Genomic DNA, 13,812 nt, shown 5'->3' with positions numbered 1-13,812 from the left:
GACCCGTGCGACCCGTGCGACCCGTGCGACCCGTGCGACCCGTGCGACCCGTGCGACCCGTGCGACCCGTGCGACCCGTGCGACCCGTGCGACCCGTGCGACCCGTGCGACCCGTGCGACCCGTGCGGTTCGGGTGCTAGCGGGCGTGGCGCGGTACGGCTACGTTCCGTGGCGCGCGCTCTGCACCGCACGCATCTCATGCTCATGGCACGGTATCGCGTTGCCTTCGCCGTTTTACTTTTTCTGTAGCATGCGCTCGATCTGATGCAGGATGTCGTCACGTTTTTCGCGCGACAGGCCTCGCAGACGCAGCTCAATGCGATCGTCCCCGTATGACTTCAGATCGCCGACCGAGACGCCATCGAACTTGATTTCAAGCCGCTGCGCGTAGCGCTGGCGGCCCGCCGGCTTCGAGCTTTCCTGCGCGCTCGCCCTGCCCTTGACGATATCGGCGACCTGGCGCGTGCTGAGGTCGTCGGACAGAATCTTGTTGATCAGCCGCAGCGTCGCATCCGTGCCGCGCGCCGAGTGATAACGGCCGACCTGATAACCCATGTTCGAGCCGAACCGATCCGGTCGGGCGACCATTTCTTGCATCACGACTTCCGGCAGCTTCGCAATCGACAGAGCGACGGCGACCGTCGATTCATCGAGGCCCAGATGCTCGGCCAATTCCTTTTGACTCTGGAAATGCTTGTCGTCGAGAAATCGCTTCCAGACGACGGCATTGTCGAACACGGTTTGCGAATCGCGCTGAACGTTGAGGTCGTAACCGAGTTTGTAGCTCTGGATGCCGATCGGCAGATCGATCACGATCGCTTTCACGGATTCCTTGTTGGCTTCCTTCAACGCGCGCACACGGCGGCCACCGTCGCTGACGAAGTACGTTCCCGGATTGTCGTAGTCAGGAATGACGTGGATCGCCTGCTGCTGACCTTGTTTGGCGAGATTGACCGCAAGCTCGGCGATCGACGACTTCAGATAGAAATGCCGCGGATTGAACGGACTCGCTTTGATAACTTTCAGCGTCAGTTCGATGACTTGCCCCGGACGGTAGCCATGTTCGGCGCGCCACGCGCGGTACTGCGGCGATTCGTTGATCGACTCCGTCGATTCGACTTCATTCGATGCAGGCTGAGCTAACGATTGACTCGAACGGCCGACGACTTCATCCGTTTTACGCGGAGTGCTCTGCACAAGGCCGTCGATCGCATTGAGTCGATCGAGTGCTGTGCGCTTTTCGCTGCTGGTGGTATCCGGGCGCGCTTGAAAGCCTTTGGCGAATTGGGAGGGTTTCATTCTGGGACCTTTATGCGCATAAATTTAGGGAAGCAGGGCGGCAATCTCGTCAGCCACGGCGCGGATTTCCACGCTCGCGAGCTTGGCGCCGCGGTCGCTCATTTGCAGCACCGTCTGGCCGAGGGCCATGGCCTGCTTGTACGCCTCACGGGTAGGAATCTGGGTTTTGAGCAACGGAAAACCGAGCTCTTCCAACGCGCGCTTGAGTTCGCGCGTGAGCATGCGTTTCTCTTCAGTCTTGTTCAGCAGGAAGACCGCGCGAAGGTCTTCGTTCATCACTTGCGCCTGCTGGATCAGCTTGACGAGCCCAACGCTCGACCAATAGTCGGCGGGTGAAGACGATGTGGGAATGACCGCGACCGTCGCGGCCAGCAAGACAACGCCAGAGACTTTCTCGGTGATCGACGGCGGACAGTCGACGACGATGACGTCGTAGTCGCCGACGAACTTCTTGATCTCGCGGTGGATTTGCCCACCGGCTTCCGAGAGGTTGACGACGGGAAAGGGAATACCAGCTTCTCCGTCTGAAGACGCGCTTGCCCAGTGAACCAAGGTGTTCTGTCCGTCCGCGTCGACGACAAGAACCCGCTTCCCCTTTTCATGGAAAGCGGCGCCGAGATGCATCGCGATCGTGCTCTTTCCGACACCGCCCTTTTGTTGTGTGACTGCGATGATTTCAGCTGCCAAGCTCCACCTCCCCGTATTGGACGCTGCTGAATTCTACCTTGATGTATTTTTGTTTCAATGCATTTTGTCGTGACACCGCGACAAATTAGCCATTTGGCCTAGGTTTATGCGCATAAAGGCGGTGCGCCTTCGCTCGATGGCGGCCCGAGGTCGAGCCTTAAGCGTGCTTAGGGGTATTGGCTGTGCCCACGTGCGTGGTCGCCTTGTCCTGGATTTTCCGAGCGCTCGAGGCGGGTAAGCATCCGCAAGGTTGGTCACATGAGCCAAACGCGAGGCGGTACGCACATTCGTTCGTGCCTCGCCATAGGTGGCGTGATCGGATTCATTTGACTGCGCCCGCGCGCGAATTCGCAGAAAGGCCGCACGCTGGTCGCAACGCGCGCGCTGGAGAGCAGTGGCTTTATGCGCATAAAGCCGCCTCTAAGTCACAGCCCTTAAGTCACCATCATTCAACAGCGCCCCGACTCAAGCGCCACGATCCTGCCTCAGCTCAAATAAACCTGAGCCTCGATCAGCGTTACCTTCCGACCGTTCTCGCATAGCGTTGCCCCACCACCGTTAAAATCCCAAGACCCCGCCTTAAGCGTGCTACCTGCTTAAGCGCGCTACCCGACACCGATACACCCATCGAAATCACGGAGCCCACCGACGATGATCACGATCTATCACAATCCCCGTTGCTCAAAATCGCGAGGCGCATGCGACCTCATCGACACCTCGTTCAACACGGCAAACGAGCCGATCAGGATCGTCGAGTATCTGCGCGAGCCGTTGACGGTCGCGCAGCTAAAGGAGTTGAACCGGATGCTCGGTTGCACGGTGCGCGACATGATCCGCAACACCGAACCTGAGTACAAGGAACTGGACCTGGGTGCCGACGATGTCGACGACAACCGGCTCTATGAAGCCCTCGTCAAACACCCGATCCTGCTTCAACGTCCGATCATCGTTCGCAACGGCAAGGCAGTCATCGGCCGGCCGCCTGAAAACGTCAAAGCGCTATTCGACGAATAAATCGAATAGCGCTTTGAGCAACAACAACTACAGCCACAAAATCAAGCTGACGCTCGCGGTCCAGCAGAAGCTAACCTTCGCGTCTTGAAAGACACGGACCCAACGCAGACGCGGCGGCGCGGCCCTCACAGAGAAACCGACCTGCGCTGCCCCAACGATCTCAGCCTTTCGCAACTTGCAAAACCGCATCCTTCGTCACGATCTGTCCAGGAATGATGCGAAGCTGCGCGAACGTATCGGCAATGCGTTGCTGCTCGGCGAGCACCGGCGCGTCGATCGGGCGATACACGTGCGCATAGTGTCGAAGACCGCCTTCGATGACGCTCGCGTCGAGCCCCTGAATCGGCGCGAGCTGTGCGGCCGCTTCGGCATAGTGGCCGCGCACCCATTCGCCTTCCTTGCCGACTTCGTCGATCACTGCCGCGATGACGTCGGCGTTTTCCTGTGCAAACGGACGCGCGCTCAAAAAGAACTGGTGATGACTGACGATCCCTTCGCCGTCGGTCAGCAAGCGCGCATTGGTTTGCCGCTTCGCGGCCTCGAGAAACGGATCCCAGATCGCCCATGCATCGACGGCGCCGCGCTCGAACGCGGCGCGCGCATCGGCGGGCGGCAGAAACGCCGGTTGGATATCCGCGTATTGCACGCCGGATTTCTGAAGCGCGGCGACGAGGAACCAATGCACGTCCGAGCCTTTGTTGAACGCGATCTTTTTGCCCTTCAGATCGGCGACCGATTTTATCGGCGCGTCGCGATGCACAAGGATGCCTTCCGCGTGCGGCGTCGGAAGTTCATAGGCGGTATAGACGAAATTCGCGCCGGCAGCCTGTGCGATGACGGGCGGCGCCTCGCCGACATAGCCGAAGTCGATCGAGCCGACATTGAGTCCTTCGAGCAATTGCGGTCCCGCGGGAAACTCAGTCCATTTGACGGAAATGCCAAGCGGTGCAAAGCGTTTCTCGAGGGTGCCATGCGCTTTCAGCAGGACGAGCGTGCTAGCTGCCTTCTGATAGCCGATGCGGATGGTGTTTGCGCGTGCGGCAGCGACGGAGGGCAGGGCCGCCGCGGCCAATACGGCGCCGGCGCCGGCGAGAAACGCGCGGCGCGTCAGTGAAGGATGACGAATCATGATGGGGATCGGAGATCGACCTGGCGAAAGACGGACGCAACGTGGACCGATTGCGCTCAACAATAATTCGCTCGCGTATGATCACGAACCGATAAATTCGCATAAGCAAATCACGTCGGACTGACGTGGGCCGTCGCCTTTATATGCGTCATACGTGTCAAACATGCCAGGCGCGTCAAACAAAACCGGGCAGTGCCACACACCGGCCGCGCCCAACTCAGGCACACGCTCGCCCCCGCGCGCCTATCGCCCGCGCGTCTCCGGATCATCGATATCATCGAGCCCGCTCATCGCCCGCGACGCCGCTCGCAACAGCCCAATGTGCTTGCGAAAGTTCCGGCATCCGCTGCAAGTCGGCAGATGCGCGCCGACCGCCAACCACTCGCGCATGCCGAGTTTGCGCTCGAGGGCATCGGAAAGCAGCCGCGTGATGTCTTTACATTTCCCCATCGACGTCCCCGCTGGAAAAGCCCTTTTCGGTCAGGCATGTGCGCAGCCGCAGGCGGGCGCGATAAATAAGCACGCTGCAGTGGTTCGCGGACAATTGCAGCTCACTGCAGATCTGATTGGTCTCGAGGTCGAGGAACTCACGCATCATAAACACGCGGCCGATCTGTTCAGGCAGATGATCGAGGCACATCTCGAACAGCGTCCAGAACTGTTGCTGACGCATCGCACGTTCGGGCGTCGGCCACGAGCGCGGCTGCGCTTCGCGAGACCAGTGGCCGTTTTCCTTGAATAGCTCGCGATCGAGCAAAGATTCGCCATCGATTTCGTCGTCGAGCGCGGAGAGATTGATCGTGCGCTTGCGGGCGCGCAGGGTATCGACGAGCTTGTGACGCAGGATGCCGAATACCCACGTCTTGTGCTCCGATTGGCCGGCAAAACGATCAGCCTGCGTCCACGCCGCAGCCAGCGCTTCCTGCACGGCATCTTCGGCGGCTGCCGCGTCGCGCAACTGAAGCCGCGCAAAACGCACCAGATCGCGGCGTAGCCGCTCGAGATACGCGGGATCGTCGAACGCCCGCTCTTCGATCAGCGTCCTCATGCAAGTCCCCGATTTTCAGCGCGAAACGAAAAGCGGAAACGTAGAACAGCAAAGCGGGTACAGCGCCGACGCCGGCGCATGGAACGATGGCTTGTATTCATCAGTGAGAGAAAAAGCGCCTTTGGCAAGGCTCGGCGCACATTTTCCCTCACTTGCTGCCAGGACGAATCAATTTCATCCAATCAGCAAGCGTTCGATACGACTAAAAGTCGACGACTAGCGAAACGCTCAAGGTAGCAACAACATAAAGTCAGGAACTCTTGCCGCCGCCGTCGAGCCCGCTACCCGTTCGCCACACCTTCTTGCCCTCTTCGGACAACTCGCCGCAGCTATGTTCCGCATCGGACTGTGTGTTTTCGACGGCCATATCGCCGCCCGCCTGTTCTTGCGCTTTTTGCCGTTGGCCTTTGCGCGCGGCCAATGCTTCGTCATGCGATTTACCTGAGGAAATGCGCGTCATGCTGTCAACCCTCCGTAAGAAACTGCGCCTGCACCGTTGCGCGCACAACTAGAAAGTTTGCGCGATTCGAGATGTGCCGGTCCGCTAAAGGTTCGAAGAAGCGTCGCGCTACAAGTTCGCGGCACTTTGTAATCGGAACGCATGGTTTGCGGTAGTTTTTGCTGCTCGCCTGCTAGCCGATCGCAAGCTTGAGTCACAAGGAAAAGAGTCGATTTATCCACAAGGTTTTCCCCGAAATCTGTGGATAACAGACCTGGCTTCAGACTTATCCACAGACCCGAAGCAACTTCGCGAATACCGCTATGATTAACGGGCCGTATCTTTAACCGAAGTAACTCAATGGGAACGACACCATGGCTTATCAGATCGCAGTCATCGTAGGGAGCCTGCGCCGCGAGTCTTTCAACCGTCAGCTCGCGCATGCCTTGATTTCGCTTGCGCCGGCCGAATTCAAGTTCGAGTTCGTCGAGATCGGTAACCTGCCGCTGTACAACCAGGAGTACGACGCCGATTTCCCGGAAGCGGCGCGCCACTTCAAGCGGCAAATCGAGTCGGCCGACGCCCTGCTGTTCGTCACGCCCGAATACAACCGTTCGATGCCAGGTGTGCTGAAGAACGCGCTCGACTGGGGTTCGCGTCCGTGGGGCCACAGCTCGTGGGGCGGCAAGCCGGGCGCAGTGTGCGGCACGTCGCCGGGTGCGATGGGCAGCGCGCTCGCGCAGCAACATCTGCGCAATGTGCTCGCTTATCTCGATGTGCCGACGATGGGCCAGCCCGAAATCTTCGTTAAGCACGATCCTTCGCGCATCGATGCAAACGGCGCGATCGTCAACGACGACACGCGCGAATTCCTGCAAAACTTCGTCGACACCTTCGTCGCCTGGGTAAAGAAACACAAGGTCTGATCGCGGCAGCGCGACGCACGCGCCGTCTGCCTGCCTGTCGAATCGCGCATCAAGCTGCGCGTCGACCCGGTTTCGATTGAAGCGGCGCCCTACGCCTCGCGTGCATGGCGCCGCTGTCCGGCCGATCATCGTGACAGTCATCGGTCGTCAATGATGGTGATGATGACCTGTCACACGCTCCCATCCGTGCCGCACCGCAGCCTTGAAGCGATCCCAGCTTCCCTCTGGCGCCGCGCGTTCCCAGTCGTGACGCGCATCGAGTTCGACGTCGTCATCCCATGGCCGGTCCTGATAGCGCGTATCGCGTCCCATCGTCGCGCCGTACCGGTAGGCCGGCACGTATTCGTCGTACCGTGCGCCTTCGCGCGTACCGAACTGCTCGTCGTAATGCAGACGGAAGTCCTCCTCGTACTCGAGGAATTCGTCGGGAATCGGCGCGCCGAGATCGCCGTCGCGGGCGTTGCGGGCCGCACCCTGTTGACTGGCGGCGGATGCACTCGAAGTTGTCGGCGATGCCTCGGATGTCGTCTGTGACGACGGTCGATAAGGCGACTGTGTGGCCGATGGCGTCGGAGCACGCAAATCCGGACCGCGCGTATCGTCGGACGACATGCGTCGCGGCGCATCGTTTCCGACCGTCGGCTGCGAATAGTCGACTCCGCGGTCGACCCCGCGGTCGGCGCCGCGCAACTGCTCGCGCGCCTCGTGTTCATTCATCATGCCAGGCGTGCCGGCCGCGGACGGGCTGCCCCGCATACGATCGTCGTTCCGTTCGACACTTCTTTCGTCCGGCATGCCAGCGCCGCGAACTTCACGTTGGGCTTCATCGCGTCCGCTGACCCCTGTCATATCCGACGACAAATCCGCATCAGGCATCATTTGCGGTGGTTGATGTTCATCGCGCACCGGTGAAACGCCTTGGGGCGTTGCAGCCGGCTCCGGATAGCGAGGATTGACGCTGCCCGTCCGCGAGCTGCGTTCTGCTGCCATGTCGCGCTGCCATAGACCTTCGCCGGGCAGAGGCGTCGCCCGGCTGATGTCCGCAGGATCCGATTGATATTGCGCAGCACCGCGAACTGTTCTCGCCGGATACGCAGGCTCATCGCCCATGCTTGATGAAGCGCCGCCCGATGTGCGCGAAAACTCGTCGCGCGGCGGCGCGGACGGCGCTGGGGACGACGGCGCGAGGGGCGCGGATGGTATATCGCGCTGCATCTGCGCTTCACGCATCCGATCGCTACGCGTTTCGACCTGAGTCATCCGCGTGTGCGGCACTTGCTGCTCCCGCATCTGCGCCTCGCGCATCGCCGCTTCATCGAGTTCGCGACGTCCGGCATCGGCGGTATCGGCCAGATCCGGCCGCAGCACGGCGCCGGATCCAGGCGCGCTGCCGGCCGCAATCGCGGTCCGTGCGGCTTCATCATCGATCGGCGTATCGTGCGGCGGCGCATCGACGCGCTCGTAGCGACGCTCTTCTTCCATCGCGCGTAACGCCTCATTCGGCGGCTGCGCAGCAGTCGGCACCGCGGCCGGCGTGCCGAGGCCCAACTCATCGAGCATCGAATGTTCGCGCCTCGCCTGCGCGGTTTCTCCAGCGTCGCGCGGTGGCGGCGGCTCGAAGCGAGCGCGCTCGCTAACGTCGCGCGCACCCAGCCGCATCAGCATGTTGTGGGCGAGTTCCGTGTGGGCGTCGGAGGTCGCGTCGACGGCGACGAGGACCGCGCCGCGCCGTACCGCATCGGTATAGCGTTCGGCGATCGGCTCGTTGAGACTGGACCCGGACGTCGAAAACAGGCTCGAAAAAAAGCGCTCGATATTGGCGAGCACGCCCGGCGATTCGTCCGCAATCGCATCGGACGCCGTCTCAGGGTTCGCCCGCAACTCGACCTCGTGATAAGCGAAGCCCGATTGCACGAGTGCGTTGCGCGCGCCGTCCGCTTCCGCATAGGTGTTGAACAGGCCGATGACCGTATGTCGCATGGCTGCCTCCCGGTGGTTTGCTCGAGCCGGCGGCGCGACGGCGTAATGCCGTCACTCGCCAGCCGGCGTTAACCGGAAAGGCCGCAACGATCGTGCCGGGAGGCATTGCAAGAGCAGTGGCAACCATGGCGTCAAAAGCGGTGCCAAAAGCGGCGCAAGCAGAGCCCTGCGATAACGCACAACAAGCGATGGCGCACGAGCGCGCCGCGGCAACCGCAGCACATACGCAAATCCGCCGCGTAAGGCCAAAGCAAGGCCCAGGCAAGACCCGAACAAAGCCGACTCAAATCGCACCGCAACGCAACGCATCCGCACCGCCTACGCACCGCCCTTTTTACAAAGAACCGGTAACGCGAGCGGCGATAGCCGCGCTTAATGAGTCGGATGCGGATCCGGTGACGCGAGATCCTGCTGCAGCGTCTGCAAAAACTGATCTAGTAGCGCGATATCGAACGGCTTCGGCAAAACGTGCGCATCGACATGCCGCGCGCGCTCGAGTTCTTCCGCGTAACCGGTCACGAGCACGACCGGCAGCTTCGTTTCGAAGTGCTGGATCGCTTCCGCGAGATCGATGCCGTTGAGCTTGCCCGGCATATGGATGTCCGAAATCACGAGGTCGAACGGCAAGGGCTCGCCGCTCCTGGCCCGCTTGGCGCGCGCATCGTCGAGCAGACGCAGCGCCGTGTCGGCGTTGAACACGCAGGTCACCTCATGACCCATCATCTGCAGCAGCGCTTCGGTGCCGGCCGCCACTTCGTCGTTGTCTTCGACGAGCAGAATGCGCAGCCCTTGCGGCGTCTCGCTCTCTGCGATGATCGGCTCAATCGGCGCTTCGGCCTGAACCGGTTCGCCGGTCGTGCGCGGCAGGTAAAGTCGCACCGAGGTGCCCGCGCCGGTCGCGCTGTCGATGGCGGCAAGGCCGCCCGAGCGCTCGCAGAACGCGAACACTTGCGGCAGGCCGAGGCCCGTGCCCATGCCCTTCGGCTTGGTCGTGAAGAGCGGCTCGAACGCGCGCGCGAGCACGTCGGGCGGCATGCCGACGCCGGTATCCTCGAGCGACAGCTGAACGAACTCGCCAGTCAGCGGAAAACCGTCTTCGTGACGGAACGTGATGTTCTTCGCGCGCACCGTGAAGCGTCCGCCGTTCGGCATCGCGTCGCGCGCATTGACGGCAACGTTGATCAACGCGAGCTCGAGCTCCGCAACGTCGATGCGAATCGGCCAGACGCCGACGCCGATGTCCATCACGAGCGACACCTTAGCGCCGAGCGAGGCGCGCAACAATTCGCGGCAGCCGGGCAACCAGCGTTCAACCGCGAGCGTTTCGTTGCGCAGCGGCTGCTTGCGCGCCACGCCGAGTAGCTGGCGCGTCAGCGATTGGCCGCTTTTCAGCGCGCGCTCGACGGCCGACAGTTCGCGATCGAATGCGGCCGCTTTTCGTCTGCGCAAAATCTGGATATTTGCTGAGACGATCATCAGCAGATTGTTGAAGTCGTGCGCGACGCTGCCCACGAGATTGCCGAGCGCTTCCATCTTGCGCGACTGCCGGTACGCGGATTCGATCGAGCGCCGCATCGACGCTTCGGCCTGCCAGCGCTCCCACGCTTCCTCTTCGGCGGCAAGCCGTTTCAACGAAAGCCAGATGACGCACCACAACACGACCGACGGCACGAACATCGCGAGAATCAGCACGCTTAAGTGCCGGTACCACGCGGCCCAGATCGCCGACGTGCGATAGCCGCACGCCACGTACACCGGATAGGAACCGACGCGCCGGAACGCGACGATCTGCGTGTCGCCATACAGCATCGAATGCACGCGCACGACGCCCGCGCGGCGGCCCTCGGCGAGCGCCTCGGTGAACGACGATTTCTGCGGTTCAGCGGCCGCTCTGCTGCTCGGAGGATAGTGCGCGAGCACAGCGCCGTCGGTGCGCGTCAGACCCATCGTCATCGGCGAGCCGCTGCCGCCCAGCAGATCGCGATAGAAGTCGCTGAAATAGCCGGAGCGCAGCGCGACCGAGACGATGCCGGCAAACGCATCGTCGCCGTTGCGGCGCGCAACGCCGGTGTTGAACACGACTTCGCCGTCCGCCGCCGAGCCGGACATCACGCGCGACACATGCTCGATCACGCTGCCGTTGCGAATGCCGATGAAATCGTCGCGTCCGGCAATCGATAGCGGCGGCGCCGGATAGAAGCGGCTGCTCGCGAGCAGCGTGCCGTCGCTGCTGAAAATCGACATCGACGCAACCTGCGGATAACCGCCGCCGATCGAATCGAGCTTGTCGTGGATCTGCGCTTCGCGCGTGCGAATGCCGGCGTCGTCGAGACCTTGCACGAGATCGACGACGCGCGCGTCGAGCGCTTCGTTCATGTCGAATACTTTCAGCGCGTGTTCTTCCGCGACGCGCACGGTGCGCAGCGTCACGTCGGTCGCTTCCGCCTCACGGGCGCGGAAGTCGTTGAACGCCATCACGGCGACGAACACGCAGGGCAGGATGATCGCGGCGATCAGCAGCGCGATCAGCGTCATGCGCCGGACGGCGAAATTGTGCTCGGGCACGGCCGGAAACACGGTCTCCTCGGACCGGTTGCCAGCGTCACGATTTTCTTCAGCCGATTCGCGCCGTTCAGAAGTCATCTTGGACACCGCGGCAAAAGTCGGAAAGGGCAGGCATGACTTCCACCATCATACGGCGAGCGGTGAGGGCTGCAATTCGAATTCTGTCAGATGGGCCGGAGTGTCCGCGAAACAGTGACAAATCCGGAAGCGCAAACGTACACAAAAGTATAAACGGCGACATTTTGTTGATTAGTGGTTAAAACGTCCCCGAAACTGCTGGTCATTTGAGTGACTTTTTTTCGATGTACCGCATTTTGGCGAGTTGCCTTTTCGCCGGTTTGCTTTGAGAATTGCGCCCCAGATAAGCCATGCGCCCGCCATGTCCGGACGCAATCGCGCGAGGGCGCCCCGACATCCCAGTCAGACGAGACGGAAGGGTCATTCGCGATAGTCAGCGATTAGTCAGCGATCGTCAGCGGGGCAGCACGGTATGCATCACGCCCGTTGCCGCGCAGATTCTGCTACGGGTGGGGTTCAAAAATGCCGGCCATTATCGTCTTTCGACGCGTACGCGACTATTCCCGTGTATGTCGACCACTGCACGGCGCGGCGCCGCACTCCTTCGCCCTTTTTCGTACCGCGTGTACCTGAGCGGGCCGCAGCATTTCCGCCCTGCACGCAGTAAATCCGGCCGGTCATTAAAGAACCGCCGACAGCCGCCGATAATACGCACGAGACAATTCCGTTTACCGATTCTGCCGCCATGCCTTTGCCCATTGTGATCGCCGACGATTCGCTGCTCGCCCGGAAGGTGCTCACAAAGGCACTGCCGCCGGACTGGGACGTCGAGATCGCCTACGCGTCGAATGGGCGCGAAGCACTCGCACTGTACCGCGCCGGCAAGGCCACGGTGATGTTTCTCGACCTGACGATGCCGGACATGACGGGCTACCAGGTGCTGGAAGCGCTGCAGCACGAAGATCTGAACACATTCGTGATTGTCGTGTCCGCGGACATCCAGCCGATGGCGCAGGAACGCGTACGCGCGCTGGGCGCGGTCGCGTTCATTGCGAAGCCCGTGACCCCCGAGGCGGTCCTTCCCATCCTCAAGGAGTACGGGTTGTATGCCTGAGCCAGTTCTCAACGAAGACCAGCGAGACGCGCTGCAGGAGGTGGCGAATCTCGCGATGGGGCAGGCCGCGAAGCGTCTCGCGCTGCTGCTCGATGCGTTTATCGAGCTGTCGGTGCCGCGCGTGCGTGTCGTCAACGTGCGCGAAGCGGCGCAGGCGCTGCGCGACATGACCGGCATCAGTGAAACCGTCGCCGCGGTGCGCCAGGGGTTCCGCTCGGACATCAAGGGCGAAGCGCTCGTGATCTGCAAGAGCGGCAACGTCGAACAGCTGTGCGCGCTCGTGAGCGACCCGTATGCGAAATCCGCCTACGAAGCGATCAGCCAGGAAGAGCTGATTTTCGACATCGCGAACCTGCTGACGGGCGCCTGCGTCTCGTGCATCTTCGAACAGCTCGGCCGCGCGCCGGTGTTCTCGGCGCCGGGCATGCTCGGCCTCACGATGTCGCTCGACGACGTATTCCAGCCGAACATCCTCGCGTGGAGCGTCGCGCTGCTCGTCGAAGTGAACTTCTCGCTCGAGGACCAGAGTTTTCGCGCGCATCTCGTCATGCTGATGGCCGAAGACTCGATCCTGCATATCAATCACGCACTTGATGCACTGTTGTCCAGCCTATGAATGTTTCGACGGCCTCTCTGAGTGACCTGGTGGTTGAACGCGTCGGATTCGGCATTTTCGTGCTCGACCGGCAAATGAACGTCCTGATGTGGAATCGCTTCATGCACGACCACAGCGGCCTGTCGGCCGAACAGGTGGTCGGCAAATCGATTTTCGCGAGCTTTCCGGAACTGCCGCGCGTCTGGCTCACGCGCAAGCTCGAAAGCGTGTTCCAGCTCGGCAGTTTCGCGTTCAGCTCGTGGGAGCAGCGGCCGTATCTGTTCAAGTTCGACCACGACCGGCCGATTACCGGCGGCGTCGACTTTATGCAGCAGGACTGCACGTTCATGCCGCTGATGCGCGATCGCGAAGTGGAGGCCGTTTGTGTAACGGTCTCCGATGTGACGCACGTGAGCATCATGCAACGCGAACGCGAGGAAGCGGTGGCGAAGCTGCAGGAATATGCCGATCGCGACGGGCTGACCGGCATTGCGAACCGGCGCTATTTCGAAGTGCGGCTGCGCGACGAGTACACGCGCTGGCAGCGCTATGGCGGCGATCTGTCCATCTTGCTGTTCGATCTCGATCACTTCAAGAAGATCAACGACCAGTTCGGGCACGTCGCGGGCGATTCGGTGCTGCGCGAAATGGCGCAGCGCGTGGCCGGCGTCGTGCGCGCGCAGGATACGTTCGGGCGCTTCGGCGGCGAGGAATTCGCGCTGCTGCTGCCGTGCACGCCGCTCGAAGACGCGATGCTCGTCGCCGAGAAAATCCGCCATACGATCGGCGACACGCCGGTCGACGTGCACGGCGTCAGCGTGCCGGTCACTGCGAGCGTCGGCGGCGCATCGGCGCGAGCCGGTGTCCCGGCTTACGAAGCGTTGATCAACGAAGCCGATGCGGCCCTTTACACTGCTAAACGACAAGGCCGTAATCGCTCGATCGCATTCATCTGACGTTCACTGAACGCTCATGCGACCATCGTCTGATATGCCACC

General features: G+C 61.7%; 13 protein-coding genes. 5 read left to right on the top strand and 8 right to left on the bottom strand.

The genetic code is table 11. The features are described 5' to 3' along the window. Window positions 1-234 precede the first annotated feature (234 nt). Complete coding sequence (locus tag KZJ38_RS24115; RefSeq protein ID WP_219802203.1) at window positions 235-1,299, bottom strand: ParB/RepB/Spo0J family partition protein; 1,065 nt, start codon at window positions 1,297-1,299, stop codon at window positions 235-237. 24 nt (window positions 1,300-1,323) lie between these two features. Then, window positions 1,324-1,986, bottom strand: coding sequence for a ParA family partition ATPase (gene parA, locus KZJ38_RS24110; protein ID WP_219802202.1), 663 nt, complete (start codon window positions 1,984-1,986; stop codon window positions 1,324-1,326). Window positions 1,987-2,637: 651 nt separating this feature from the next. Here parA and arsC point away from each other — a divergent pair. Continuing rightward, window positions 2,638-3,000 carry an arsenate reductase (glutaredoxin) gene (arsC, locus tag KZJ38_RS24105; RefSeq protein WP_219802201.1) on the top strand — a complete coding sequence of 121 codons (363 nt, stop codon included), beginning with the start codon at window positions 2,638-2,640 and terminating at the stop codon, window positions 2,998-3,000. 160 nt (window positions 3,001-3,160) lie between these two features. Here arsC and KZJ38_RS24100 read toward each other — a convergent pair whose 3' ends face one another. The 4 genes from KZJ38_RS24100 to KZJ38_RS24085 form a co-directional block, all read right to left on the bottom strand. Continuing rightward, complete coding sequence (locus KZJ38_RS24100; RefSeq protein WP_219802200.1) at window positions 3,161-4,129, bottom strand: sulfonate ABC transporter substrate-binding protein; 969 nt, start codon at window positions 4,127-4,129, stop codon at window positions 3,161-3,163. A 243-nt stretch (window positions 4,130-4,372) separates the two neighbouring features. After that, window positions 4,373-4,579 carry a zf-HC2 domain-containing protein gene (locus tag KZJ38_RS24095; RefSeq protein WP_219802199.1) on the bottom strand — a complete coding sequence of 69 codons (207 nt, stop codon included), beginning with the start codon at window positions 4,577-4,579 and terminating at the stop codon, window positions 4,373-4,375. Next, entirely contained in the window at window positions 4,566-5,177 is a 612-nt protein-coding gene (locus KZJ38_RS24090; RefSeq protein WP_219802198.1) for an RNA polymerase factor sigma-70, read from the bottom strand. Before KZJ38_RS24090 ends, KZJ38_RS24095 begins: the two co-directional genes overlap by 14 nt. 250 nt (window positions 5,178-5,427) lie before the next feature. Then, the gene (locus KZJ38_RS24085) at window positions 5,428-5,637 is read right to left on the bottom strand and encodes a hypothetical protein (protein WP_219802197.1); all 210 of its coding nucleotides are present in this window, start codon (window positions 5,635-5,637) and stop codon (window positions 5,428-5,430) included. Window positions 5,638-5,990: 353 nt separating this feature from the next. Between KZJ38_RS24085 and KZJ38_RS24080 the strand changes: the two genes are divergently transcribed. Beyond that, on the top strand, window positions 5,991-6,542 hold the full coding sequence (locus tag KZJ38_RS24080; protein WP_219802196.1) for an NADPH-dependent FMN reductase: 552 nt from the start codon (window positions 5,991-5,993) through the stop codon (window positions 6,540-6,542). A 147-nt stretch (window positions 6,543-6,689) separates the two neighbouring features. Here KZJ38_RS24080 and KZJ38_RS37205 read toward each other — a convergent pair whose 3' ends face one another. Both KZJ38_RS37205 and KZJ38_RS24070 read right to left on the bottom strand, forming a co-directional pair. Continuing rightward, window positions 6,690-8,522 carry a hypothetical protein gene (locus tag KZJ38_RS37205; RefSeq protein ID WP_219802195.1) on the bottom strand — a complete coding sequence of 611 codons (1,833 nt, stop codon included), beginning with the start codon at window positions 8,520-8,522 and terminating at the stop codon, window positions 6,690-6,692. Between the two features lie 372 nt (window positions 8,523-8,894). Then, the gene (locus tag KZJ38_RS24070; RefSeq protein ID WP_219802194.1) at window positions 8,895-11,165 is read right to left on the bottom strand and encodes a hybrid sensor histidine kinase/response regulator; all 2,271 of its coding nucleotides are present in this window, start codon (window positions 11,163-11,165) and stop codon (window positions 8,895-8,897) included. A gap of 685 nt (window positions 11,166-11,850) precedes the next feature. Between KZJ38_RS24070 and KZJ38_RS24065 the strand changes: the two genes are divergently transcribed. From KZJ38_RS24065 to KZJ38_RS24055, 3 genes are read left to right on the top strand one after another with little or no spacing between them, the layout of a single operon-like run. After that, window positions 11,851-12,219, top strand: coding sequence for a response regulator (locus KZJ38_RS24065; RefSeq protein ID WP_219802193.1), 369 nt, complete (start codon window positions 11,851-11,853; stop codon window positions 12,217-12,219). Next, window positions 12,212-12,835: a chemotaxis protein CheC gene (locus tag KZJ38_RS24060; protein WP_219802192.1), complete on the top strand. Its 624-nt coding sequence runs from the start codon at window positions 12,212-12,214 to the stop codon at window positions 12,833-12,835. The genes KZJ38_RS24065 and KZJ38_RS24060 overlap by 8 nt, the downstream gene beginning before the upstream one ends. Continuing rightward, the gene (locus KZJ38_RS24055; protein ID WP_219802191.1) at window positions 12,832-13,770 is read left to right on the top strand and encodes a GGDEF domain-containing protein; all 939 of its coding nucleotides are present in this window, start codon (window positions 12,832-12,834) and stop codon (window positions 13,768-13,770) included. The genes KZJ38_RS24060 and KZJ38_RS24055 overlap by 4 nt, the downstream gene beginning before the upstream one ends. Window positions 13,771-13,812 lie beyond the last annotated feature (42 nt).

Origin of the sequence: Paraburkholderia edwinii (assembly GCF_019428685.1) — a bacterium.
In the GTDB taxonomy this organism is placed as follows: Bacteria; Pseudomonadota; Gammaproteobacteria; order Burkholderiales; family Burkholderiaceae; genus Paraburkholderia; species Paraburkholderia edwinii.
Note: the sequence above shows the minus strand (reverse complement) of the source record. Positions and strands in the feature narration are given on the sequence as shown.

Coding starts and splice junctions, on each gene's coding strand:
- KZJ38_RS24115 (WP_219802203.1), bottom strand. CDS start 1,299: ATGAAACCCTCCCAATTCGCCAAAGGCTTTCAAGCGCGCCCGGATACC.
- arsC (WP_219802201.1), top strand. CDS start 2,638: ATGATCACGATCTATCACAATCCCCGTTGCTCAAAATCGCGAGGCGCA.
- KZJ38_RS24100 (WP_219802200.1), bottom strand. CDS start 4,129: ATGATTCGTCATCCTTCACTGACGCGCCGCGCGTTTCTCGCCGGCGCC.
- KZJ38_RS24095 (WP_219802199.1), bottom strand. CDS start 4,579: ATGGGGAAATGTAAAGACATCACGCGGCTGCTTTCCGATGCCCTCGAG.
- KZJ38_RS24090 (WP_219802198.1), bottom strand. CDS start 5,177: ATGAGGACGCTGATCGAAGAGCGGGCGTTCGACGATCCCGCGTATCTC.
- KZJ38_RS24085 (WP_219802197.1), bottom strand. CDS start 5,637: ATGACGCGCATTTCCTCAGGTAAATCGCATGACGAAGCATTGGCCGCG.
- KZJ38_RS24080 (WP_219802196.1), top strand. CDS start 5,991: ATGGCTTATCAGATCGCAGTCATCGTAGGGAGCCTGCGCCGCGAGTCT.
- KZJ38_RS37205 (WP_219802195.1), bottom strand. CDS start 8,522: ATGCGACATACGGTCATCGGCCTGTTCAACACCTATGCGGAAGCGGAC.
- KZJ38_RS24070 (WP_219802194.1), bottom strand. CDS start 11,165: ATGACTTCTGAACGGCGCGAATCGGCTGAAGAAAATCGTGACGCTGGC.
- KZJ38_RS24065 (WP_219802193.1), top strand. CDS start 11,851: ATGCCTTTGCCCATTGTGATCGCCGACGATTCGCTGCTCGCCCGGAAG.
- KZJ38_RS24060 (WP_219802192.1), top strand. CDS start 12,212: ATGCCTGAGCCAGTTCTCAACGAAGACCAGCGAGACGCGCTGCAGGAG.
- KZJ38_RS24055 (WP_219802191.1), top strand. CDS start 12,832: ATGAATGTTTCGACGGCCTCTCTGAGTGACCTGGTGGTTGAACGCGTC.